Genomic DNA, 22,698 nt, shown 5'->3' with positions numbered 1-22,698 from the left:
AGGGGAAATGGCGCAACCTCATCTACTTGCCCCTCCACCGCCTTCGGCGGTCCCCCTCCCCAAGCAAGCTTGGAGAGGATTTTCGGACAGTCCGCGACCCACCCATACTACACCACCGGCGTCAGCAGCGCTTCCCCGGCGAACCAGGCGTCCAGATTGGCGACCACCAGGTCGGCCATCGCCTTGCGGGTGTGGACGGTGGCGCTGCCCTGATGGGGTTGCAGCACGACATGGTCCATCGCGAACAGCGCTTCGGGCACATGCGGTTCGTGCGCGAACACGTCCAGCCCTGCGCCGGCGATGCGCCGGTCGGCCAGCCGCTCGACCATCGCAACCTCGTCGATCACGCCGCCCCGGCTGATATTGACGATCACGCCATCCGGCCCGAGCGCGTCCAGCATCGTGCCGTCGACCAGCTTGGCCGCTTCCGGCCCGCCCGACGTAGCGACGATGATCACGTCGCTCTGGCGCGCAAAGTCGATCGCGTCGGCGACATAGCGATAGGCGGTGTCGGCCGCCGGCTTGCGGTTGTGATAGAGGATCTCGCCCGCCACCGGCTCCAGCCGTCTGGCAATGGCCCGGCCGATCCGGCCCAGCCCCAATATACCGATGGTCGCGCCGGTCACCCGGCCCGCCAGCGCCGGCTTCTCGCCCCGCGCCCAGCCGCCCGACCGCACCAGCCGGTCATTGGCGGCGATGTTGCGCACCGTCGCATAGAGAAGGCCGACGGCCAGGTCCGCGACATCGTCGGTCAGCACATCGGGCGTGTTGGTGACGCGGATGCCCTTTGCGCGAGCATGGTCGACATCGACCTTGTCATAGCCGACCGAGAATAGCCCGATCATCTCCAGCTTCGGCAGCGCGTCCATGATGGCGGCGGGCGCCCCGACCGATCCGAAGCTGACCAGCGCGCGCGCCTCCAGCACCTCGGCCGGCAGCGCGGACATATCCGCGTCCGCCGCCACATTATGGACGGTGAAGCGCTGCTCCAGCTGGTCGGTCAAATAGGGATAGAGCGGGCCATAGGCGACGATGGTCGGGCGGGTCTGATCGGTCATGCCCTCCATCTAGGCACGGCGCAGGCCGATCGCCACCCCGCCCCGCCAATTGACAGCCTCTTTCCCTCGTCTTAGCCCGATGTCATGGCCAGCGTTTCCCCTGACACACGTTTCGGCCTGCGCCGCCAGGCCCGCCTTCCCGGCCCGCTGCCGCTGTCGAGCGGCGCCAGCCTGTCCCCGGTCGACATCGCCTATGAGACCTATGGGCAGATGAACGCGGACAAATCCAACGTCATCCTGATCTGCCACGCGCTGACCGGCGACCAATATGTCGCATCGGACCATCCCGTCACCGGCAAGCCCGGCTGGTGGTGGCGCATGGTGGGCGAAGGCCGGCCGGTCGACCCGGCGCGCCATTTCATCATCTGCTCCAACGTCATCGGCAGCTGCATGGGATCGTCCGGCCCCGCCAGCATCGATCCGGCGCTGGGCGATCCTTACGCCATGCGCTTCCCGGTGCTGACCATCGCCGACATGGTGCGGGCGCAGGCGATGCTGCTCGACCATCTGGGCGTCGACCGGCTGGCGGCGGTCATCGGCGGATCGATGGGCGGCATGCAGGCGCTGACCTGGCCCACCCTCTTCCCCGACCGGGTCGAACGCTGCGTCGTCATCGCCTCGACCGCGCGGCACAGCGCCCAGAATATCGCCTTTCACGAGGTCGGGCGCCAGGCGATCATGGCCGATCCGCTCTGGCGCGGCGGCGACTATTATGCCGATGGCAAGGTGCCGAGCGCGGGCCTCGCCGTGGCGCGCATGGCGGCGCATATCACCTATCTTTCCGAAGCAGGCCTGACCGAGAAATTCGGCCGCCGGTTGCAGGGGCGTGACGCCAAGACCTTCGGCTTCGACGCGGACTTCCAGGTGGAGAGCTATCTGCGCCATCAGGGCTTGAGCTTCGTCGAACGGTTCGACGCCAATAGCTATCTCTACATCACCCGCGCCATGGACTATTATGACATTGCCGAGGATCATGGCGGGTCGCTGGCGCGGGCGTTCACGGCGACGCGGGCGCGCTTCTGCCTCGTCAGCTTCGACACCGACTGGCTCTATCCCACCGCCGAATCCCGCGCGATCGTCCATGCGCTCAACGCCTCGGGCGCGCAGGCCAGCTTCGTCGAACTGTCCAGCCCCTTCGGCCATGACGCCTTCCTGCTCGAAAGCCCGGAACTGAACCGCGTGGTCGACGGCTTCCTGCGCGGTGGCCGGGCATGAGCGATCTCCTCCGCCCCGATCTCGCGCTGATCGCCCGCACCGTGCGGCCGGGCACGCGGGTGCTGGATGTCGGCTGCGGCGACGGCGCGCTGATGGCGGCGCTGCGCGACACCAGCCAGGTCGATGCCCGCGGGCTGGAGATTGACGGCTCCAATGTCGCCGCCGCGGTCGGCCGCGGCCTGTCGGTGGTGCAGGGCGACGCCGACACCGACCTTGCCTATTATCCCGACGCCAGCTTCGACTATGCGATCCTCAGCCAGACGTTGCAGACGACCCGGCGCCCCGACCTGGTGGTGGAGGAATTGCTGCGCATCGGCCGGCAGGCCTTCGTCTCCTTCCCCAATTTCGCCCATTGGCGCGGCCGCCTGTCGCTGCTGTGGGGCGGTCGCATGCCGGTGACGCGGCTATTGCCCGACACTTGGTATGACACGCTCAACATCCATCATGTGACGGTGGATGATTTCCGCGCGCTGGTAAAGGATCGCGGCTGGACCATCGATGGCCAGTGGTTCCTGAAAGGGGACAAGGAAACCACCCATGCGAACGCCAATCTGTTCGCCGAACATGCGGTGTTCCTGCTGCGCAGATAGCCGATCGTCAGGCCGGCACCGCTTCCACGAAAGGCGCGATCACCGCCCGTGCCCGCGCGACATAGTCGGCCTTCTCGCCCACCGGCGCGACATAATGGAGCGCCGCTTCCGCATCCACCATCGATCCGCCCCGCGCGATCATCCACGCGGCGAGATAGGGCGCCGACAGGCATCCGCCGGCCGTCGCGACATTGCCATGGGCAATGAAGGGCGCATCGATCACCCGCACCCCCGCCTCCACCACCCAGGGCTTGGTGGTCAGGTCGGTGCAGGCCGGCAGATCGCCGACCAGGCCTAGCTTCGCCAGCAGCAGCGTGCCCGAACATTGCGCCCCGATCAGCTGGCGCGCCGGGTCGAGCGTGATCCGCCCCAGCATCGCCGCATCGGTCGCAATCTCGCGCGTGCGGATGCCGCTGCCGATCAGCACCGCGTCCGCTTGCGCCGCAAAGTCCAGCGGCCGCTGTCGCTGCACCCTCACCCCGTTCATCGACGTCACCGTCTCGTCGGGCGCGGTGATATAGGCGGCCCAGCCCTGCGGCTTCATCCGGTTGAGGATGGCGGCGGCGATGAAACTGTCCAGTTCGTTGAAACCCTCGAACGTCAGTATCGCAATCTGCATTGGTCATCCTCCTGCGCCGTCACCCGCCTGCCATAGCCCCTTGCCCGGCCACGCCCATGGCCAGTTTGCAGGCCATGGCCCGGCCAGATATCGCCACCGCGCCCGCCCTTCCCCTTTACGCCGCCGCCCCCGCCGGGCCATGCTTCGCGCACAAGAGGAGAGGCAATGGACCGGGATAATGGCCGCTGGGATTATATCATCCTGGGCGCGGGCAGCGCGGGATGCGTGCTGGCCAACCGGCTGAGCGCCGATCCGCGCAATAGCGTGCTGCTGCTGGAGGCCGGCGGCAAGGACGACTGGCTGTGGATAAAAATCCCGGTCGGCTATCTCTATTGCATGGGCAATCCGCGCACCGACTGGTGCCTGAAGACCGAGGCGGAGGCCGGCCTTGGCGCCCGCGCCATCGCCTATCCGCGCGGCCGGGTGATCGGCGGCAGCAGTTCGATCAACGGCATGATCTACATGCGTGGTCAGGCCGCCGATTATGATGGCTGGCGCCAGGCCGGCAATATCGGCTGGGGCTGGGACGATATCCTGCCCTATTTCGTGCGGGCGGAGGATCATCAGGACGGAGCCAGCGCCACCCATGGCGCGGGCGGCGAGATACGGGTCGAGCGGCAAAGGCTGCGCTGGGATCTGCTCGACCGCTTCCGCCAGGCCGCCAGCCAATATGGCGTGCCCGAAACCGCCGACTTCAACGGCGGCGACAATCTGGGCTCGGGCTATTTTCAGGTGACGCAGCGGCGCGGCCGGCGCTGGAGCGCGGCCGACGCCTTCCTGCGTCCGGCCATGAACCGCCCCAATCTGCGCATCGTCACCGGCGCGACGATCGACCGGGTGACGATTGCGCAGGGCCGCGCCACCGGCGTCCGCTTCCTGCTGGATGGCGACGCCTGCACCGCGCAGGCCGATGGCGAAGTCATCCTGTCGGCCGGCTCGATCGGCAGCCCCGCCATCCTCCAGCGATCGGGCATCGGTGACGGCGCCCGGCTGGCGGCACTCGGCATCGACGTGCTGGCCGACCGGCCGGGCGTCGGCGAAAATCTGCAGGATCATCTCCAGATACGCTGCGCCTATCGGGTGACCGGCATCGCCACCCTCAACGGCCGCGCCGGATCATGGCTGGGCAAGGCGTGGATGGGCCTGCACTATCTGGCCAGCCGCTCCGGGCCACTGTCGATGGCGCCCAGCCAGCTTGGCATGTTCGTCAAATCCGACCCGCGCCATGCCATCGCCAATCTCGAATATCATGTCCAGCCCTTGAGCCTGGCCGCGTTCGGTGGCGCGCTCGACGCCTTTCCCGCCTTCACCGCCAGCGTCTGCAACCTGCGCCCGCACAGCCGCGGCAATGTGTGGATCCATTCCGCCGATCCGCTCGCCCCGCCTGCCATCCGCCCCAATTATCTGTCGGCGGCCGAAGACCGCCAGGTCGCGGTCGAGGCGGTGCGCGTCACCCGCGCGATCGTCGGCCAGCCGGCCCTCGCCCCCTATGCGCCGCAGGAGTTCCGGCCCGGCCCGGAGCGGCAGGATGACGCCGCCCTGCTCGAAGGAATCGGCGCGATCGCCAGCAGCATCTTCCATCCGGTCGGCACCGCCGCCATGGGCAGCGGACCGCGCGCGGTGGTCGACCCGCAATTGCGCGTCCATGGCATTGCCGGGCTGCGCGTCATCGACGCATCGGTGATGCCGACGATCACGTCGGGCAACACCAATGCGCCGACCATGATGATCGCGGAAAAGGGGGCGGAGATGATCCTCGCCGCCGCCCGTTCCTGAACTATCGGGCCTGAGCTTTCGGGCCTGAGCTTTCGCGCCTCAGTCAGCGCCCGGTCGCCGACGCCCCCGTGCGATAGCCCGGCTGGGCCGGTTCGCCGAACGCCGCCAGGATCGTATCGAACCGGCGGGCCAAGTCGTCGCGATATTCGGGATGGGTGATGATATAGGGCTGGTCCTGCTCGACCGCACGCACCACCGCCCGGCCCAGCCAGATCGGCTCCATCATGTTGGCGCGAATCTGCGCCAGCCGCGCCGGGTCCATCGCGCCCGGCCCGACCGTATCGGATTCCGACATGCGGCTGCGGGTCAGGCCGGGAAACAGGGTGGAGACGCCGACGCCATGGGGCGCCAGTTCCTGCCGCAGCGAATCCGACAGGCCCAGCACGCCGAACTTGCTCGCCCAATAGGCGGCGAACAGGCCGAAGGGGTTGAGCCCGTTCATCGACGATGTGTTGACGATATGCCCCGCGCCCCGATCGACCATCGCTCGCGCGAAACAGGCGATGCCATTATAGACGCCGGTCAGGTTGACCGCGACCAGCCGGTCGAAATCGGCCGGGTCCATGTCGATCAGCGGCGCAAAGCCCGACGCGATCCCGGCATTGTTGCAGAGGATATCCACAGGCCCGAAGCGCGCTTCCGCCGCTGCCCTGGCCTGCGCCCAGCTGTCGCGACTCGTGACGTCGATCGGCAGCGCCATCGCGTCCGTCCCCGCCGGCAGCTTCGCCGCCTCCGCCTCGGCAAAATCCGCATCGATATCGGCCAGGATGATGCGCCCGCCCTGCTCGGCAAAGGCCTGCGCCATCCCCCCGCCGATACCGCCGCCGCCCCCGGTGATGAATATCGTCCTGCCCGCGATCTGCATCCTGCTCTCCTTTATATTTACAACAATAGTGTCGCAAATTAAGGCCGGCAGGGAAAGGGGCTATTGGCCCCGGCTGTAACTGCGCGTTTCCCCTTCCGCCGCCAGCTTCTTGTCCAGCATCCCGGCGGCGCGGTCGGCATAGCGGTGGCAGGCGGTCGGATCGATGAAGGCATTGGGCACGCGCTTCGCCCGCAGGCGCGCCAGCTTGGCCGGGTCGGCCGGATCGGGATGGGCGGTGATCAACAGGTCGCAATCCATTGCCCCCACCTTGGCAAAGGTCGCGCGGAAGGCGTCGACCACCGGCCGGTGCGCCGGATCGGAAAATGCATAGCCATCGGCCGCGATCGGATTGAGGCTGGAGCCGAAGACCATGGTCGCGCATTGCCGCCCCTCGCAGCTTTTCCAGCGCCAGCTCATGCTGCCCATCGTATGGCCCGGCGTCGCGACGGCGGTGATGACCGTGTCGCCCAGCCGGATCTCCTCGCCATCCTTGACCGTGCGCAGCCGGCGGACGGCGGGGAAACGCTCCAGCCAGGCCGCCTGCGGATCGGCAGGATCGATGCCGCCGGTGCGCAGCACGGCCGCTGCCGGCGCGCTCGCCACCACCGTCGCGCCGCTGTCGCGGGCCAGCGCGGCCAGCCCGCCGGCATGGTCGAAATGCGGTTCGGTGCTCAGGATCAGCTTCACGTCGCGGATCGAAAAGCCCAGCGCCCTGATGTTCGCCTCCACGTCGCGCACCGCCTGCGGCACCGCGCCGTCGATCAGGATCAGCCCGGCACTCGTCCTGATGAGCGCGACATTGAGGCCGCCGAACCCGACCAGATAGGTCTGGCCATGCAGCCGGATCGGCGCCTGCGGCGCCAGCCAGCGCTTGGACGAGGCAAGCGCGATCGGCCGCAGCAACGGATCATCCGCCGCCTTCGTCCAGGCCGGGCCACCCAGAAACATCGCAGCCATGCTGATACCTACGCCCATCCAGTTGCGCATCGTCCTACCCCTATATGCTTGGTGATGGGCAGAGATTGCGGGAGATACCGGCTAGCGACAAAGCATCAATTCTCGACACAGTCATTAGCTGATCTTATGCCTGGACCATGGATCGCGCCCAATTGCCGCTCAATGCCCTGCGCGCCTTCGAGGCGGCCGCCCGGCATCTCAGCTTCACCCGCGCCGGCCTCGAACTCTGCGTCAGCCAGGGCGCGGTCAGCCAGCAGGTCGCGCAGCTTGAGGCGCGGATCGGCGCGCCGCTGTTCCGCCGCCTGCCGCGCGGCCTCGCTCTGACCGATGAGGGGCTGGCGCTGCTCCCGGTGCTGGCCGATGCGTTCGACCGGGTCGGCGGCACGCTGGAGCGGATCGAGGGCGGGCGGCTGCATGAAGTGCTGACGCTGGGCGTGGTTGGCACCTTTGCCGGCGGCTGGCTGCTGCCGCGCCTTGCCGATTTCGCCCGCGCCTGCCCCCATGTCGATCTGCGGCTGATGACCAACAATAACCGGGTCGACCTGGCCGGCGAAGGGCTGGACCTGGCGATCCGCTTTGGCGAGGGTGCCTGGCACGGCACCCATGCCCAGCCGATCCTGCGCGCGCCGCTCGCCCCGCTCTGCACGCCCGCCCTCGCCGCTCGCTTGATCGATTCCACCGCGCTCGCGCGCGAGCCGCTACTGCGCTCCTATCGTGCCGACGAATGGCCGCGCTGGTTCGCCGCCGCCGGTGCGCCCTGCCCGCCGCTGCGCGGGCCGATGTTCGACACCTCGCTGCTGATGGTGGAGGCGGCGCGCGCCGGCCTTGGCGTCGCCCTCGCCCCGGTCGCGATGTTCGCCGCCGATCTGCAGGCCGGGCGGCTGGTCCAGCCTTTTCCTGAGAGCGTCGATGTCGGCGGCTATTGGCTCACCCGCCTGCTGTCCCGCCCCGACAGCCCCGCCATGGCCGCCTTCCGCGCCTGGCTGGCGGATGCTGTCCTACAGGGCTGATCGCCCCTATAATGGGGGTGGCCCGCGCAAGGATATTATAGGGGTTGGAAATTCTATATCGAAATGTGCGGGAAATATGGGAAGTTAAGCGATCGAAATCCTATTGCGGATAGCTGATCGCCATCACCTCATATTCCTTTTCCCCGGCGGGCAGATGCACCCGGCGCAGGTCGCCGATGGCCGCCCCGCGCAGCGCACGGGCGATCGGTGATCCCCAGCCGATCCGGCCGGCATCCACATCGGTCTCGTCATTGCCGACGATCGTCACGGTGCGATGATTGTCATCCTCGTCGGCGATGGTGACGGTCGCGCCGAAATAGACCCGCCCCTTATCGGGCTGCTGGCGCGGGTCGACGACCTTGGCGTCCTTCATCTTCTTCGACAGGCGCTTCAATTGCCCGTCGATCTCGCGCATCCGCTTGCGGCCATAAAGATAGTCGCCATTTTCGCTGCGGTCGCCATTGCCCGCGGCCCAGCTCACCACCTCGACGATGCGCGGCCGCTCGACACCCAGCAGATGGTCATATTCGGCGCGCAGCTTCGCAAAGCCCTCGGGGCTGATATAATTGGGATAGGGACCGCTCATGCCGCCCCTTATCCACAGCCTTGGCCGACGCGCAAACCGGAAAGATCAGCCCGGCGTCTGCTTGCCCAGATAGCGGCTCAGCACCGCATTGCTGCCCTTGAACTTGGCCCGCTCCGGATTCATCGCTTCATAGACGACGGCATTTTCCAGCACCCGCTGCACATAGTTGCGCGTCTCGAAGATCGGAATCTGCTCGATCCAGCGCAGCATGTCGGCGCCCGGCAGGCGCGGGTCGCCATTGGCCTTGACCCAGCGATTCACATTGCCCGGCCCGGCATTATAGGCAGCGACCGCCAGCGGATAGCTGCCGCCATAATAGTCCAGCATGCGCTGGAAATAGCCCGACCCCAGCATGATGTTGTAGCTGGGATCATTGAGCGAACCGGCATCATAGCTCAGGCCCAGCTTGCCCGCCTGCTCGCGCGCCGTGCCCGGCATCAGCTGCATCAGGCCGCGCGCGCCGGCATGGCTGACGATCTGCTTGTCGAACTGGCTTTCCTGCCGCGCGATCGCATGGACCATGGTCCAGTTATATTGCGCCGTCGGCGGCACCGGCACGCGCGGGAAAGCGCTGGCGCCATAGCCGGTCAGGCCGTTGGACACGGCGCGACGTCCGACCATCACGCCCATGTCGGGGCGGCCCAGATTCTGCGCCAGCTCTGCGGCCAAGAAATGATCGCCATCGCTGTCCGCACCATTGGCAATGGCGCGCACGAACTTGCTCTGGTCTTCCCAATAGCCCATCTGGCCCAGCGCCCTGGCGGCGCGCACCACCGAACGGTTGTTGAACTCGCTGCGCTCGGCGGCCGAGATCGCCACCGCCCGTTCGGGCGGCGGCGGCACCGGCCGGCCCAGCCGTTCCAGCGCCAGCTGGCCATAATATTGATCGGGGAATTGTGCCGACTGGTTGAAATAGCTGTTGGCGCTGGCGGCATCGCCCGCCTGCAGCGCCGCGCGCCCGGCCCAATAATAGCCCTTGGCCTGGACCTGGGGCGACTTGCCGCCGGTCGCATAGCGGCGGAACATCGCCACCGCATCGGTCGGCCGGTTGAGATTGTAGAAGGCGGTCGTGCCCGCCAGCCAGGCAAGGCTGGTATAATCGTCGCGCTCGCCGATCGGCCGGGTCGACACATCCGTGCCCGGCGCATAGGCGTCGTCCAGCTGGCTTGCGATGCCATAGGCAAAGCTCCACTGGCTGTCGTTCGCCGACGACCGCGCCTGGGTCAGCAGCGTCTCATACCATTTTTCGGCATTGCCGGGGCGGAAGGTCAGCGGCTGGCGATTGGCCAGATATTGGCGCCCGGCGATCCAGTTGCCGCTGTTGAGCAGCCAGGTCGCCTTGTCGGCAATGAAGCCCGCATCGCTCGCGCCGCCGGCCGGCTCGGCCGTCTGCATCTTGATCGCGGCGTCCGGCGACTTCTGGCGAAAGGCGATACGCGCATCATAGATCGCCCGCCGCGCCGGGCTGACATAGGCCAGCATTCGCATCGCGCCGATCGTATCATTGCTCCACAACAGCACATCGGCGCGCTGGTCATGGTCGGCCACGGTAAAGCCCGATCCGAACAGCGACAAAAGCCTCGCCTCGTCGGTCGGGCTCAGCGTGCCGGTGATCCAGGCGGTGCGCGCGGCCACCCGCGCCTCATCCATCCGCCCGGCCTGCATCAGCGCCACGGCATTGCGGGCATGGCCGGTCGCGGTGCGCGCCGGGAAGCGGGCGAAGAAGGCGATCACCTGGCGCGGATCAAAGCTGTCGGGATTGATCCCGGTCTCGGCCAGCCGCCGCATCCGGTCCTCGCCCGGCCAGCCGGGATTGGCCATGATGAAGCTGGCATAGGTGGAAAAGCCGAGGCCATCGCTCTGCTGCAAGGCGCGCCACTGGCTGATCGTGCCGGCGATCGAGGGATCGGACGGCATGCCGACGCGGCTCGCCGCCTGGTTCCAGGCGCTGGGCTGAGTCGAGCCCGGCTGGCCCGGCAAAGGCTGCACCATCGCCTGGGCATAGACGGTGGGGGTTTCGGTCTGGGCGCCGGCACCGGCGGTTGCGAGCAATAAAGCAATGACAGGCATGCGGATCAGGTAACTTTCGACAGTTCCGGGCTTCGGCATGCTGGACATAATCGCTATTGCATCCTTATCAGGCCCTGAATGACGCGCTATAGCGCGCCGCTTGCCCGATCATGCCCCGGTCGCCCGGAGAATTGAAGGAGTTTAATGATGTTTTCCGGGTCGATTCCAGCCCTGGTGACCACTTTCCGCGACGGAGCGGTGGACGAGGCCGCCTTCCGCGCCCTGGTCGACTGGCAGATCGAGGAAGGGTCGAGCGCGCTGGTCCCCTGCGGCACCACCGGCGAAAGCGCGACCATGACGGTCGAAGAGCATAATCGCGTCATCGCCATCTGCGTCGACCAGGCGGCCGGCCGCGTGCCGGTGATCGCCGGCTGCGGATCGAACGACACCCGCATCGCGCTGGAGCATATGTATGCGGCGCAGGCCGCCGGCGCCGACGCGGCGCTGGTCGTCGCGCCCTATTACAACAAGCCGAATCAGGAAGGCGTCTACCAGCATTTCGCCTATCTTGCGCAGCGCTGCGACCTGCCGATCGTCCTCTACAACGTCCCCACCCGCACCATCACCGACATCGGCGTGCCGGTGATGCACCGGCTGAGCCAGGAATATCAGTCGATCGTCGGGGTGAAGGACGCCACCGGGAATCTGGGGCGGGTCACCGCGCAGCGCCTCGCCTGCGGCCCGGACTTCTGCCAGCTTTCGGGGAATGACGAAACCGCACTCGGCTTCAACGCGATGGGCGGCCGGGGCTGTATTTCGGTCACCGCCAATGTCGCCCCGCGCCTGGTCGCCGATTTCCAGGCGGCCTGCGCCGCGCAGGATTGGGATGGTGCCCTGGCGCTGCAGGATCGTCTCTATCCCCTGCATGATGCCCTGTTCAGCGATTCTTCACCCGGCCCTGTCAAATATGCGCTTACCCGCGTGCGGCCCGACATGCCCGGCGAGCTTCGGCTGCCGATTACCTGGCCGTCGGAATCGAGCCGCGCCGCGGTCGATCGCGCGCTAGAGATCGCCGGTCTGGTTTGACGCGCCGGCGTCCCTATATGATGAATTGAGTTAAGCAGCAGACTATGGCCCGCCCCCGCCCCGCAACCTTCGACAAGAAGAAGATCGTCGCCGAGAACCGGCGCGCCCGTTTCGATTATTTCATCGAGGACGTGTTCGAGGCCGGCATCGCGCTGCAGGGCACCGAGGTGAAGGCCTTGCGCGGCGGCGAGGGCAATATCGCCGAAAGCTATGCCGAGGTGAAGGGCAACCAGGTCTTCCTGGTGAACAGCAACATCCCCGAATATAGCCATGGCAACCGCGAAAATCACGAGCCCAAGCGGGTGCGCAAGCTGCTGCTGCACGAGCGCGAGATCGAGAAGATGCACAGCGCGGTGTCGCGCAAGGGCATGACGCTGGTGCCGCTGATGGTCTATTTCAACAGCCAGGGCCGGGCCAAGGTCGAACTGGCGCTGGCCAAAGGCAAGCAGAATCACGACAAGCGCGACACGATCAAGGAACGCGACTGGAAGCGCGATCAGCAGCGCATCATGAAGGCGCATAGCTGATCCATGGACAATCGCTTCTCCCGCTGGTGGCACGCCAACGCGCCGACCCGTGAATCGCTGGAGAAGAGCCGCGTCCTTGCCCCCGTCGCCCATCGCGTGCTGGAACCTTCGCTGTGGCGCTTCACCCGTCGGTCGGTGCCGCGCGGCGTCGCGCTCGGCCTGTTCGTCGGCATCTTCCTGCTGATCCCCGGCGTCCAGATCGCCGGCGCCGCGATCTTCGCCCTGCCCTTCCGCGCCAATATTCCGGTGGCGGCGGCAATGACCTTCCTGTCCAACCCGGCCACCACGCCGCTGATCCTGATGGCGTCGGTGTGGCTCGGCAACTGGATGCTCGGCCGCAGCGCCGACACCTCGGGCTTCATGGCGCTGGTCGATGGCCATGCCTCGATCGGCCAATGGTGCGCCTGGCTCTTTTCCGAAGCCGCCCCGGCCATGCTGCTCGGCCTGTTCCTCATCTCGCTCGCCAGCGCGGTGCTCGGCTATGTCGGCGCCGACTGGTTCTGGCGCCGACGCATGGGGCGCAAGTGGCAGGCGCGCAAATTGAGGATTGGCAAGCGCACCGAAAGCAGCGCATTGGAAGAGATCGCCCGGATCTGATCCGTGGCGTCATGGTTCCATTGTAAGGGCTTAAGGGGACGGCGCCGATGGTCGCGCGGGTAAATAGGGATGATGAGGCGTGGATGGGGCAGGCCCCGTCGCGCAGCTTCGTGCCCCTGCTCGCGCTCGCCGCGGCCGCCTCCGCCGCGATCGTCCTCTATGCCATTGGCGACTGGGCGCTGGCCGCCGGCTTTGCCGCCACGGTCATCACCATCGCCGCGCTGCTCGCCTGGTATCGCCGCCTCTACCCCCCGCCGCTGTCCGCCAGTGATGCCGTGCCCGACTGGACCGTGGCGCGCGCCGCCGCCGACGCCTCCAGCATGGCGATCGCCGTCACCGACCGCGCCGGCCGGCTGGTCTGCGCGAGCGACCTGTTCGGCGAATGGTTCCCCGGCTACCCCTCGCCCCCGGCCGTCAATGCCGATGCCTCGCTGATCGAGAGCTTGACCGCCGCCGCCCGCGCCGCTTGGCGCGATGGCGAGGCCAAGGTGGAGGCGATCGCCCATGCGACCCTGCGCCTCGACGTCGACATCACCCGCACCGGTCGCTCCGAAGATTATCTGCTCTGGCGCTTCACCCCGATGCGCCAGCCCAGCGCGCTCGACGATGTCCATCGCGTGCTGACGGGCGAAGCCGGACGGCAACTGGGCGAAGCCGGCATCATGGCGGTGATGATCGGCGGCGAGGGCCGCATCCGCGCCGCCAACGGTGCCTTCCTGCTGCGCGCCGCCGGACGGATCGACGCCAACATCACCGGCCGCGATTTCGCCGCCCATATGCGGGTCGATGACAAGGGCCGGCTGTTCCTGGCGCGCGAGGAAAGCGGCGGCCTGCCGCTGCGCCTGCTCCAGGTGCCGCTGCGCCGTGCGTCGCAGCCGGGCGGCGTCCAGAATGGCGCGCAGGACGGCCCGATGCTGCTGCTGCTGATCGACGAGCCGGCCGGCGGCGGCGGCACCTCCGCCCTTTCCTATATCGAAACCCTGCTCTCGCTGCTGCCCTTCGGCCTCGCCATGGCCGACCGCGACGGCCGGGTGCTGTTCGTCAACAAGGCGTTCGCCCGCGCCGCCGGCATCAAGGATGCCGAAACGCCCAGCTATCCCGGCGACCTTGTCGTGCGCGAGGATCAGGCGGCGGTGGCCGATGCAGTACGCCGCTTTGCCGTCGGCCCGCAAATGTCGGGCGACATCGCCGTGCGCATGCGCGAACAGCCCGAGGAACCGATCGCGCTCAGCCTTGCCGGCGTGCGCGGCCTGGGCGAGGCCGCCGTGCTGCTCAGCCTCAAGGATAATAGCGAGGAATCGAAGCTCAAGCGTCAGGTCGCGCAGGCGACCAAGATGCAGGCGATCGGCCAGCTGGCCGGCGGCGTCGCCCATGACTTCAACAATATCCTGACCGCCATCATCGGCCATTGCGACCTGATGCTGATGCGCCATACGCCGGGCGACAGCGACTATGACGACATCACCCAGATCAAGTCGAACAGCAATCGCGCGGCGGGCCTCACCCGCCAGCTCCTCGCCTTCTCGCGCCAGCAGACGCTGCGCCCCCAGATATTGCAGCTGCCCGACATCGTCGCCGACGTCTCCAACCTGCTGAAGCGGCTGCTCGGCGAGAATGTGAAGCTCGACGTCAGCCATGGCCGCAACCTCGGCGCAGTGCGTGCCGACCCCGGCCAGCTGGAACAGGTCATCATCAACCTGGCGGTCAATGCCCGCGATGCCATGCCCGAAGGCGGCACGCTCAATATCCAGACCTATGGCGTGCCGGCGAACCGCGTGCGCGAGATGCGGCAGCAAATTCTGCCGATCAGCGACTATACCGCGTTGCGCGTGTCCGACACGGGGCTGGGCATCCCGCCCGACATCTTGTCCAAGATCTTCGAGCCCTTCTTCACCACCAAGGAACTGGGCAAGGGCACGGGCCTTGGCCTTTCCACCGTCTATGGCATCGTCAAGCAGTCGGGCGGCTATATCTTCGCCGAATCCGAGCTGGGCCGGGGCGCCAGCTTCGTCATCTATCTGCCGGTCTATGCCGGCGGCGACATCGAGCAGGCCAAGCCCAAGACGCCGATCAAGCGCAGCGAAACCTGGGGCACCGGCACGGTTCTGCTGGTCGAGGATGAGGATATGGTCCGCGCCGTGGCCGAACGCGCCCTCACCCGCCAGGGCTACAAGGTGCTGACCGCCAGCGACGGCGAACAGGGGTTGGAAGTGCTGGGCGGCGGCGAGAAGATCGACCTGCTGATCTCCGACGTGGTGATGCCCAATATGGATGGCCCGGCCATGGTGGCGCAGGCGCGACGCAGTTTCCCCGACCTCCCCGTGCTGTTCATGTCCGGCTATGCCGAGGAGCAACTGCGCAAGTCGATCGACATCGCCAATGTCGCCTTCCTGCCCAAGCCCTTTTCCGTCAATCAGTTGGCCGAAGCGGCGCGCGACGCGCTGGCGATGCGACCGGCGGCGGAATGAACTTGGCCGCCGGCAAACGATTATGCTGGGCATCGCCTGCCCCTTTGGCTAGCGATGGGAAGCAAGCACAAGGGACAAGGGCGCATGGCTGACGGCAAGTCCATCCTCATCGTCGAGGATGAAGCGATGATCGGCATGATGCTGGAAGATTATCTCGACGCGCTCGGTTATCGCCTCCACGCGACCGCCGCGTCGGTGGACGAGGCGTGCGCCCTGGCGCGCGAGGGCGGGTTCGACGCCGCCCTGCTCGACTGCAATCTCCAGGGTGAAAAAAGCTGGCCGGTCGCCGACATATTGGCGCAGCAGTCGATCCCCTTCCTGTTCGCCACCGGCGGCATGGCGGATGATCTGCCGCAGGGCCATGCCGATCGCCCGACGCTCGCCAAGCCCTTCACCATCGGTGCCGTGGAACGCGCGCTGGAGAAGATTCTCGCCGACTGAATAGGCAGGATAGGAAATTTCCGTTCCCCTCTTGTTCCACAGGAACAAACAGGATACATCATTGGCAGGCGCCGAGTGACTCGACGCGATCCGCTTGACAGGGGATAGGCCGATGACCGCTATGCTCTCACTCATCGATTCCAAGAAGACAGGCACAATGGACAGACAGAAAGCATTGGAGGCGGCGCTCGCCCAGATTGATCGCGCCTTCGGCAAGGGCAGCGCGATGAAGCTCGGCAGCCGCGAGAAGATCGAGATTGAATCGATCTCGACCGGCTCGCTCGGCCTCGACATCGCGCTCGGCATCGGCGGCCTGCCCAAGGGCCGCATCATCGAGATTTATGGCCCGGAAAGCTCGGGCAAGACCACACTGACGCTGCATGCGATCGCCGAAGCCCAGAAGGCCGGCGGCACCGCTGCCTTCGTCGACGCGGAACATGCGCTCGACCCCATCTATGCCAAGAAGCTGGGCGTCGACATTGACGAACTGATCGTGTCGCAGCCCGACACCGGCGAACAGGCGCTGGAAATCGTCGACACGCTGGTCCGCTCCAACGCCATCGACATCCTCGTCGTCGACTCGGTCGCCGCGCTGGTGCCGCGTGCCGAGATCGAGGGCGAGATGGGCGACAGCCATGTCGGCCTGCAGGCGCGTCTCATGAGCCAGGCGCTGCGCAAGCTGACCGGGTCGATCGCCCGCTCCAAGTGCATGGTGATCTTCATCAACCAGGTGCGCATGAAGATCGGCGTGATGTACGGCAATCCGGAAACCACCACCGGCGGCAACGCGCTCAAATTCTACGCCTCGGTCCGTCTCGACATCCGTCGCACCGGCCAGATCAAGGATCGCGACGATATCGTCGGCAACGCGACCCGCGTGAAGGTGGTGAAGAACAAGGTCGCCCCGCCCTTCAAGCAGGTCGAGTTCGACATCATGTATGGCGAGGGCATTTCCAAGATCGGCGAGATGCTCGACATCGGCGTCAAGGCCGGGCTGGTCGAGAAGTCGGGCTCCTGGTTCTCCTATGACTCGGTCCGCATCGGCCAAGGTCGCGAAAACGCCAAGACCTTCCTCAAGGAAAATCCCGAAATGGCAGACCGCCTGGAAAAGGCGATCCGCGGCAAGACCGAGGAAGTCGCCGAAGGGATGATGGCCGGACCCGAAGCGGGGGATGACGACTAAGCAGGACGACCGCGCCCGACCGGATCAACCGGGCGCTTGATCCTGCCTTTCGTCCACCTCTGGCTTCACGCTCTGAAAAGGCCCGTCGCGCGATGGCGCGGCGGGCCTTTTACCTGCCGGGCGCGCGACAGGGCTGTCGCCATGCAGGCGCAACGGAGGGGAAGAGGGAAAAGACCGCTATTCGTGCGGCCGCAGGGCGCGGTTGAGCGAATCCAGCACCTCGGCGATCGGTTCGGTCACGGTGACGCTGCGGCCTTCGCCAAAGCGGATGCGGGTGCCGTCGGTCACGGATGAGACGAAGGTCACCTGGGTAGGGTTGACCGCGGTTTCGGTGCGATCGACGCCGACGAACATGACAAGCATGATCTTCTCTCCCATTTTCGGCCCGTGCCGGACCCATTGGGTGCAAGACTAGCTGCTTTTTGCGCCGTTACCAGAGGCTTTGTGCGGTTCAGCCTGCCTGGATCGCCTGTAGGAACCGGCTCGCCCGATCATCCAGCCGGTGCGCGACCGTCGCCAGTTGCCCCGCCGCAACGCCGATATCATGGGCGCCCGCCGCCGCCGCGCTTGCATTGTCGCTGATCTGGCGCGCACTCTGGCGGATATGGTCGCTCGACGATCCGGCTTCCGACAGGCTGGCGGCGATCGACCGGCTGAAGGCGCCATGGCGCGCCACCGCCGAAAAGACCGATGCCGACACCTCATTCGCGGTCGCCATCGCCGCGTCCATGTGCAGATGGCCCTGCGCCACCGTCTCCACCGCCAGCCGGACATGGCCGATGCGCTGGCCGATCTCGGCCGCCGCCTCGCGCGTCTGGCTCGCCAGCGTCTTCACCTCGCGCGCCACCACGGCAAAGCCCTGCCCCGCCTCGCCGGCCCGTGCCGCCTCGATGCTGGCATTGAGCGCCAGCATGCTGGTCGCCCGCGCAATATCGTCGATCAGGGTGATGACCGCGCCGATCCCGTCCGCCTCGACGCGCAGCGCCGCCGTCTGCTCGGCCCCGACCTGCGTCTGCGCCACCGCCGCGCGGATCGCCTCGCCCGCCGCGCGCACCTGGCTTTCCATCGCCTGGAACAGCCCGCCCAGTTCCTGCCCGCCGCTGGCGATGCCGTGCAGGCTGTCGGCAGTCTGCTCCGCCGCGACCGCCATGCCGGCCGCCGCCTCGCCATTGCCCGACGCCCGCTCCACCGCCTGTTCAGCGCGCGCCGACAGCATGTCGGCCATGCCGACCAGATCCGCGATCAGCGCCTCGACATCCGCGCGAAATGCGCCGCTCTCGCGCGTCACATGTTCCAGCCGCCGGGTGCGGGCCAGCGCATCGCGCGTATCCCGCTCCGCCGCCAGCCGCAGCAGCAGCAGGCCGCCGACCACGCCGGCATAATGGCCGCCCTGCGTCACGATCAGCCCCTCGCAATCACTCCCCTGCGCCGCATAAAGGTCGATCAGCCGTTCGACGCTGGCGCTCTGTTCGACCGTCGCGCACGGCCGCACATGTTCGTCCAGCCGCCCGCCGAAACTGGGATTGCGCAGCAGCGCATGGCCGAAGGGGTTGAACAGGATGCGCCGCATGTCGCGCTCATAAATGGCCCCCACCGGCCGATCGGCGGCGTCCACTACCGGCAGCAGCCGCAGCGCCGCATCGTCCTGGAAGCGGTCGACGGCCTGGCTGAGCGGCTGGCCCAGCCGGACCGCAGTGCAGCCCTGCGCAAAGGGCAAGGCGGTGCCGGCGGCAACATGCGGCTCCGGGTCGGGCCGATCGAGCATCTGGGGCGCGTACATGGCGCCCGGCCTAGAAGAAAAGGGTAAATGACCGCTTAGTATTTGATGACGCTTTTGTTACAGATCGTTGTTTTTACGGAATTATTTGGCCGGCTTATAGCCAAATGCCTCGCGTGCCAGCTTGACCACCTCGGGATCGGCCGCCGGGAAATCCATCGGCACCAGTTTCTCCAGCCGCTCCGCGACATAGGTCAGCGCCGCGATTCGTCCGGCCTTGCGGTTATTATTGTCGATCACCTTCCAGGGCGCCTGCTTGGTGTCGGTCTTCTCGAACATGTCGTGCATCGCATCCCAATATTCGGCCCGCCTGGCCCGGTTGCGATAATCGTCGGCGCCGGTCTTCCACCGTTTCCACGGCGTATCCAGCCGCTGCGCCAGTTGCTCATCCTGCGTCTCCTGGGTGATGTGGACGAACAGCTTGATGATGTTGGTGCCGGTATCGACCTGCTGCGCCTCGAACGCATTGATATCCTTGTAGCCGCGCTTCCATTCCGCCTTGGTGGCATATTTCTCCACCCGCTCGACCAGCACCCGGCCATACCAGCTGCGGTCGAACAGGCCGATATTCTGGCTGGCGGGCAGCCGGGTCCAGAAGCGCCAGAGGAAATGATGGTCCAGTTCCTCGCGCGTCGGCGCGGCAATCGGGTGGACCTGATAGTAACGCGGGTCCCAGTCCGCGGTCATCCGCTTGATGATGCCGCCCTTGCCCGCGCCATCCCAGCCTTCCAGCATGATGACGGTCCGGCGGCGATGCAGGATATGGGCGACCTGAATCTTCGACAGGCGACGCTGCAGCGCCAGCAGCGCCGCATCATAATCGCCTTTATACTTCGCCCCGGTTTCATAGTCCGACAGATTGATCGTCATGCGCCGCTCTCCTGCAAGGGGACGGCTGATTAGATCGAACCGCGCCGCCAAGAGCAAGCGCGGCCTCAGTGCAGTATGGCGTCGGTATCGACCAGCCGCACATCGTGCATCATGTCGAGATAGGCCTGGAGATAGAATTTGTGCGAGGCGCCGACGATCACCAGCATGCGCTGGCCCGGCGCGGCGGCGAACACGTCGCGAATATTGGCCGCCATGCGCAGGTTGCGCACCTCCCAATAGCCGGCATAGCCGCGCCCGAAACGCTCGGGCGAAGGCTCCTTGAGCGCCGCGCCGAAATCGCTGTCATAGATGGTCTGCGCCTGATCCGGCGCATTATAGGCGCGATAGAGCGCCAGCACGCCGGCCCCCGTCCGGATGCCGGGCTGCAGCGCCGCATCGGCCGCCTTGCGCCGCGCCGTCGCTTCATTGTCCCACGCCTTCATGATCGCCGCGCCCGCTGCCTTCTCCTCCTCGGCATTGCGATAGGGCCGGTCGGCGCTGTGGTCGTCCATCGGTTCCAGCCGCTCCAGCCCCAGCCTGGCAGCCAGCGGCGCGGCAATCAGGAACTCCTCGTTGCGACGCTGGCGCAGCGTTTCCAGCCGCGCCACCAATATGGCGTCCAGCCCATCCCCCACATGACGGTCCGCGCCGTCCAGCCGCAGCCATTGCACCAGCGCCGATCCCTGATCCGCCGCCGCCAGGAACAAGGCCGCCAGATGGCGCCGGTCCGATGCCGTCGGTCGCTCCGGCCAGGCGGTCAGACGCCGCTCGACCTCGGCCGTGGCAGCCGGAACGTCCAGCCCGGTCGCCTGGCGCGCCGGCGTCGCGTCCCAGCAATAGGTTTCCACCGTCTCGGCATAGCGGAACGGCGCGCGGCGCAACGCATCGCACTGCAGACCAGATAGGGTTTCGACCGCGATCGATTGCGGCTTCCACGCCGCCAGTCGGTCGATCAACGGCCCCAGCGCCTGCGCATCGAAATCCTTTGGCCAGCCCGACAGATGGGGCGTGCCCAGCACCATCACCTCATTGGGCGGCCCGGCAACCGCCTTCAAAGCGCGCGGATCGAAACCGGGACCAGTCGCCTGCACAGACACCGCCGCAAGCCCCGCCGCCACTATCGCCATGATCGTCCGCATCATCCGCCACGCTCCCTTGCCGCCACGTGTGTTATCATAACAATACAGCAAGGCAAGACGGCAAAGAAAAAGGCCCCCGCCAGATGGCGGGAGCCCTGTTCTTCCCAGCCGATGGAAAGGCTTATGCCTTCGCCTGCGGCTCCACGACACGAACATGCAGTTCGCGCAGCTGCTTGAACTCGGCGGCGCTGGGCGCCCCCATCAGCAGGTCTTCGGCGCGCTGGTTCATCGGGAACAGCGTGATCTCGCGCAGATTCTGCGCGCCGCACAGCAGCATCACGATGCGGTCGACACCGGCGGCCATGCCACCATGGGGCGGCGCACCGTACTGGAACGCGCGATAGAGACCACCGAACCGCTCTTCCACGTCCGCCTGGCTGAGGCCCACCAGTTCGAACGCCTTGACCATCGCCTCGGGCGACTGGTTACGGATCGAACCCGACGCGATCTCATAGCCGTTGCAGACCATGTCATACTGATAGGCCTTGAGGCTCAGCGGATCCTGATTGTTGAGCGCGTCCAGCCCGCCCTGCGGCATCGAGAAGGGATTGTGGGCGAAGTCGACCTTCTTCTCGTCCTCGTCATATTCATAGAAGGGGAAGTCGACGATCCAGCACAGGTCGAACCGGTCCTTGTCGATCAGGTCGAGCGTCTCGCCGACGCGGATGCGCGCCAGGCCCGCCAGCTTCGCCGCCTGGCCTTCCTTGCCGGCGGCGAAGAACACGCCGTCGTTCGGGCCAAGGCCCAGCGCCGCGATCAGCTTGGCGGTCGCTTCCTCGCCATGATTCTTGGCGATCGGGCCGCCGGGGACGCCATCCTTGATGTTGATATAGCCAAGGCCCGAATAGCCTTCGCCGCGCGCCCAGTTGTTCATGTCGTCGAAGAATTTGCGGCTGCCCGCGCCCGCGCCCGGCGCCGGGATCGCGCGGATGACATTGCCGCTTTCGACCAGGCTGGCGAAGATGCCGAAGCCCGAGCCGTGGAAATGCTCGGTCACGTCCTGGATGATGATCGGGTTGCGCAGGTCCGGCTTGTCGCTGCCATACTTGAGCATGGCTTCGGCATGCGGGATGCGCGGGAAGCTGCCGGCCGGGGTGACCGGCTTGCCCTGGGCAAATTCCTCGAACACCGATGCGATGACCGGCTCCATCGTGTTCCAGACATCTTCCTGGGTGACGAAGCTCATTTCCAGGTCGAGCTGGTAGAATTCGCCCGGCAGGCGATCGGCGCGCGGATCTTCGTCGCGGAAACAGGGGGCGATCTGGAAATAGCGGTCGAAACCGGCGACCATCAGCAGCTGCTTATATTGCTGGGGCGCCTGCGGCAGAGCGTAGAACTTGCCCGCATGGATGCGGCTGGGCACCAGGAAGTCGCGCGCACCTTCGGGCGAGGACGCGGTCAGGATCGGCGTCGAATATTCGGTGAAGCCGGCATCTTCCATGCGGCGACGCATGTCGCGGATGATCTTGGTGCGGGTGACTATATTGGCGTGCAGCGTTTCGCGGCGCAGGTCCAGGAAGCGATAGCGCAGGCGGATATCCTCGGGATATTCCTGCTCGCCCGCCACCGGCAGCGGCAGTTCAGCCGCGGTCGACAGCACGGTGACCTTGTCGGCCACGACTTCGATCGTGCCGGTCGCCATCTTCGGGTTGGTCGCTTCCGGGCCGCGCGCGACGACGGTGCCGTCGATCGTCACGACCGATTCCGCACGCAGGCCGTCCAGGATGCGCAGCGGCTCGCTGTCCGCCTTGGCGACGATCTGGGTCAGGCCATAATGGTCGCGCAGATCGATGAAGAGAACGCCGCCATGATCGCGCTTGCGATGCACCCAGCCGGACAGGCGCACATTCGCGCCGACATCGGCTTCACGAAGGGCGCCGCAATTGTGGGTGCGATAGGCGTGCATGGCGTTTCGATCTTTCAA

The 22,698-nt window shown here is 66.5% G+C and carries 21 protein-coding genes; 10 read left to right on the top strand and 11 right to left on the bottom strand.

The window, feature by feature from the left end; genetic code table 11:
* Positions 1–107 precede the first annotated feature (107 nt).
* Positions 108–1,067: a 2-hydroxyacid dehydrogenase gene (locus ACUCV3_RS07625; RefSeq protein ID WP_010337326.1), complete on the bottom strand. Its 960-nt coding sequence runs from the start codon at positions 1,065–1,067 to the stop codon at positions 108–110.
* 75 nt (positions 1,068–1,142) lie between these two features.
* On the opposite strand from ACUCV3_RS07625, the gene metX reads away from it, so the two are divergent.
* Both metX and metW read left to right on the top strand, forming a co-directional pair.
* Complete coding sequence (metX, locus tag ACUCV3_RS07620; RefSeq protein WP_010337325.1) at positions 1,143–2,273, top strand: homoserine O-acetyltransferase MetX; 1,131 nt, start codon at positions 1,143–1,145, stop codon at positions 2,271–2,273.
* Positions 2,270–2,863, top strand: a complete 594-nt coding sequence (gene metW, locus ACUCV3_RS07615) for a methionine biosynthesis protein MetW (RefSeq protein WP_010337324.1) — start codon at positions 2,270–2,272, stop codon at positions 2,861–2,863. The genes metX and metW overlap by 4 nt, the downstream gene beginning before the upstream one ends.
* A 7-nt stretch (positions 2,864–2,870) precedes the next feature.
* Here the strand turns inward: metW and ACUCV3_RS07610 are convergent, their stop codons facing one another.
* Positions 2,871–3,482, bottom strand: a complete 612-nt coding sequence (locus ACUCV3_RS07610; RefSeq protein WP_010337323.1) for a DJ-1/PfpI family protein — start codon at positions 3,480–3,482, stop codon at positions 2,871–2,873.
* A gap of 165 nt (positions 3,483–3,647) precedes the next feature.
* Between ACUCV3_RS07610 and ACUCV3_RS07605 the strand changes: the two genes are divergently transcribed.
* Positions 3,648–5,258, top strand: a complete 1,611-nt coding sequence (locus ACUCV3_RS07605) for a GMC family oxidoreductase (RefSeq protein WP_482240472.1) — start codon at positions 3,648–3,650, stop codon at positions 5,256–5,258.
* A 43-nt stretch (positions 5,259–5,301) separates the two neighbouring features.
* Here the strand turns inward: ACUCV3_RS07605 and ACUCV3_RS07600 are convergent, their stop codons facing one another.
* Positions 5,302–6,123, bottom strand: coding sequence for an SDR family oxidoreductase (locus ACUCV3_RS07600; protein WP_048938079.1), 822 nt, complete (start codon positions 6,121–6,123; stop codon positions 5,302–5,304).
* Positions 6,124–6,183: 60 nt separating this feature from the next.
* A complete protein-coding gene (bla, locus tag ACUCV3_RS07595; protein WP_010337320.1) occupies positions 6,184–7,110 on the bottom strand; it encodes a subclass B3 metallo-beta-lactamase in 927 nt (308 codons plus the stop codon).
* Between the two features lie 107 nt (positions 7,111–7,217).
* Between bla and ACUCV3_RS07590 the strand changes: the two genes are divergently transcribed.
* Complete coding sequence (locus ACUCV3_RS07590) at positions 7,218–8,090, top strand: LysR family transcriptional regulator (RefSeq protein ID WP_010337319.1); 873 nt, start codon at positions 7,218–7,220, stop codon at positions 8,088–8,090.
* Positions 8,091–8,190: 100 nt separating this feature from the next.
* On the opposite strand, the gene greB is transcribed toward ACUCV3_RS07590, so the two are convergent.
* Both greB and ACUCV3_RS07580 read right to left on the bottom strand, forming a co-directional pair.
* Positions 8,191–8,676, bottom strand: a complete 486-nt coding sequence (gene greB / locus ACUCV3_RS07585; protein ID WP_010337318.1) for a transcription elongation factor GreB — start codon at positions 8,674–8,676, stop codon at positions 8,191–8,193.
* Positions 8,677–8,721: 45 nt separating this feature from the next.
* Positions 8,722–10,794: a lytic transglycosylase domain-containing protein gene (locus tag ACUCV3_RS07580; RefSeq protein WP_010337317.1), complete on the bottom strand. Its 2,073-nt coding sequence runs from the start codon at positions 10,792–10,794 to the stop codon at positions 8,722–8,724.
* Between the two features lie 99 nt (positions 10,795–10,893).
* On the opposite strand from ACUCV3_RS07580, the gene dapA reads away from it, so the two are divergent.
* The 6 genes from dapA to recA all read left to right on the top strand — a co-directional run bounded on the left by dapA (position 10,894) and on the right by recA (position 16,988).
* Positions 10,894–11,772 carry a 4-hydroxy-tetrahydrodipicolinate synthase gene (gene dapA, locus ACUCV3_RS07575; protein ID WP_010337316.1) on the top strand — a complete coding sequence of 293 codons (879 nt, stop codon included), beginning with the start codon at positions 10,894–10,896 and terminating at the stop codon, positions 11,770–11,772.
* A gap of 44 nt (positions 11,773–11,816) precedes the next feature.
* Entirely contained in the window at positions 11,817–12,299 is a 483-nt protein-coding gene (gene smpB, locus ACUCV3_RS07570) for an SsrA-binding protein SmpB (protein ID WP_010337314.1), read from the top strand.
* Positions 12,300–12,302: 3 nt separating this feature from the next.
* Positions 12,303–12,896: a DUF2062 domain-containing protein gene (locus tag ACUCV3_RS07565; protein ID WP_010337313.1), complete on the top strand. Its 594-nt coding sequence runs from the start codon at positions 12,303–12,305 to the stop codon at positions 12,894–12,896.
* Between the two features lie 83 nt (positions 12,897–12,979).
* Positions 12,980–15,364: a hybrid sensor histidine kinase/response regulator gene (locus tag ACUCV3_RS07560; protein ID WP_048938081.1), complete on the top strand. Its 2,385-nt coding sequence runs from the start codon at positions 12,980–12,982 to the stop codon at positions 15,362–15,364.
* 84 nt (positions 15,365–15,448) lie between these two features.
* Complete coding sequence (locus tag ACUCV3_RS07555; protein ID WP_004208678.1) at positions 15,449–15,805, top strand: response regulator; 357 nt, start codon at positions 15,449–15,451, stop codon at positions 15,803–15,805.
* A 112-nt stretch (positions 15,806–15,917) separates the two neighbouring features.
* Entirely contained in the window at positions 15,918–16,988 is a 1,071-nt protein-coding gene (recA, locus tag ACUCV3_RS07550; RefSeq protein WP_004208679.1) for a recombinase RecA, read from the top strand.
* 177 nt (positions 16,989–17,165) lie between these two features.
* On the opposite strand, the gene ACUCV3_RS07545 is transcribed toward recA, so the two are convergent.
* From ACUCV3_RS07545 to aspS, 5 genes are all read right to left on the bottom strand, one after another.
* Positions 17,166–17,351, bottom strand: coding sequence for a hypothetical protein (locus tag ACUCV3_RS07545; protein ID WP_004208680.1), 186 nt, complete (start codon positions 17,349–17,351; stop codon positions 17,166–17,168).
* 88 nt (positions 17,352–17,439) lie between these two features.
* The gene (locus tag ACUCV3_RS07540) at positions 17,440–18,768 is read right to left on the bottom strand and encodes a methyl-accepting chemotaxis protein (RefSeq protein WP_010337309.1); all 1,329 of its coding nucleotides are present in this window, start codon (positions 18,766–18,768) and stop codon (positions 17,440–17,442) included.
* Between the two features lie 81 nt (positions 18,769–18,849).
* Entirely contained in the window at positions 18,850–19,635 is a 786-nt protein-coding gene (locus ACUCV3_RS07535; protein ID WP_010337308.1) for a polyphosphate kinase 2 family protein, read from the bottom strand.
* Positions 19,636–19,700: 65 nt separating this feature from the next.
* Positions 19,701–20,777: a DUF5694 domain-containing protein gene (locus ACUCV3_RS07530; protein ID WP_010337307.1), complete on the bottom strand. Its 1,077-nt coding sequence runs from the start codon at positions 20,775–20,777 to the stop codon at positions 19,701–19,703.
* Positions 20,778–20,895: 118 nt separating this feature from the next.
* Positions 20,896–22,680 carry an aspartate--tRNA ligase gene (aspS, locus tag ACUCV3_RS07525; RefSeq protein WP_010337306.1) on the bottom strand — a complete coding sequence of 595 codons (1,785 nt, stop codon included), beginning with the start codon at positions 22,678–22,680 and terminating at the stop codon, positions 20,896–20,898.
* Positions 22,681–22,698: the final 18 nt, after the last annotated feature.

The organism is Sphingobium sp. VMM (assembly GCF_056790315.1).
Note: the sequence above shows the minus strand (reverse complement) of the source record. Positions and strands in the feature narration are given on the sequence as shown.

Coding starts and splice junctions, on each gene's coding strand:
- ACUCV3_RS07625 (WP_010337326.1), bottom strand. CDS start 1,067: ATGGAGGGCATGACCGATCAGACCCGCCCGACCATCGTCGCCTATGGC.
- metX (WP_010337325.1), top strand. CDS start 1,143: ATGGCCAGCGTTTCCCCTGACACACGTTTCGGCCTGCGCCGCCAGGCC.
- metW (WP_010337324.1), top strand. CDS start 2,270: ATGAGCGATCTCCTCCGCCCCGATCTCGCGCTGATCGCCCGCACCGTG.
- ACUCV3_RS07610 (WP_010337323.1), bottom strand. CDS start 3,482: ATGCAGATTGCGATACTGACGTTCGAGGGTTTCAACGAACTGGACAGT.
- ACUCV3_RS07605 (WP_482240472.1), top strand. CDS start 3,648: ATGGACCGGGATAATGGCCGCTGGGATTATATCATCCTGGGCGCGGGC.
- ACUCV3_RS07600 (WP_048938079.1), bottom strand. CDS start 6,123: ATGCAGATCGCGGGCAGGACGATATTCATCACCGGGGGCGGCGGCGGT.
- bla (WP_010337320.1), bottom strand. CDS start 7,110: ATGCGCAACTGGATGGGCGTAGGTATCAGCATGGCTGCGATGTTTCTG.
- ACUCV3_RS07590 (WP_010337319.1), top strand. CDS start 7,218: ATGGATCGCGCCCAATTGCCGCTCAATGCCCTGCGCGCCTTCGAGGCG.
- greB (WP_010337318.1), bottom strand. CDS start 8,676: ATGAGCGGTCCCTATCCCAATTATATCAGCCCCGAGGGCTTTGCGAAG.
- ACUCV3_RS07580 (WP_010337317.1), bottom strand. CDS start 10,794: ATGTCCAGCATGCCGAAGCCCGGAACTGTCGAAAGTTACCTGATCCGC.
- dapA (WP_010337316.1), top strand. CDS start 10,894: ATGTTTTCCGGGTCGATTCCAGCCCTGGTGACCACTTTCCGCGACGGA.
- smpB (WP_010337314.1), top strand. CDS start 11,817: ATGGCCCGCCCCCGCCCCGCAACCTTCGACAAGAAGAAGATCGTCGCC.
- ACUCV3_RS07565 (WP_010337313.1), top strand. CDS start 12,303: ATGGACAATCGCTTCTCCCGCTGGTGGCACGCCAACGCGCCGACCCGT.
- ACUCV3_RS07560 (WP_048938081.1), top strand. CDS start 12,980: ATGGGGCAGGCCCCGTCGCGCAGCTTCGTGCCCCTGCTCGCGCTCGCC.
- ACUCV3_RS07555 (WP_004208678.1), top strand. CDS start 15,449: ATGGCTGACGGCAAGTCCATCCTCATCGTCGAGGATGAAGCGATGATC.
- recA (WP_004208679.1), top strand. CDS start 15,918: ATGACCGCTATGCTCTCACTCATCGATTCCAAGAAGACAGGCACAATG.
- ACUCV3_RS07545 (WP_004208680.1), bottom strand. CDS start 17,351: ATGCTTGTCATGTTCGTCGGCGTCGATCGCACCGAAACCGCGGTCAAC.
- ACUCV3_RS07540 (WP_010337309.1), bottom strand. CDS start 18,768: ATGTACGCGCCCCAGATGCTCGATCGGCCCGACCCGGAGCCGCATGTT.
- ACUCV3_RS07535 (WP_010337308.1), bottom strand. CDS start 19,635: ATGACGATCAATCTGTCGGACTATGAAACCGGGGCGAAGTATAAAGGC.
- ACUCV3_RS07530 (WP_010337307.1), bottom strand. CDS start 20,777: ATGATGCGGACGATCATGGCGATAGTGGCGGCGGGGCTTGCGGCGGTG.
- aspS (WP_010337306.1), bottom strand. CDS start 22,680: ATGCACGCCTATCGCACCCACAATTGCGGCGCCCTTCGTGAAGCCGAT.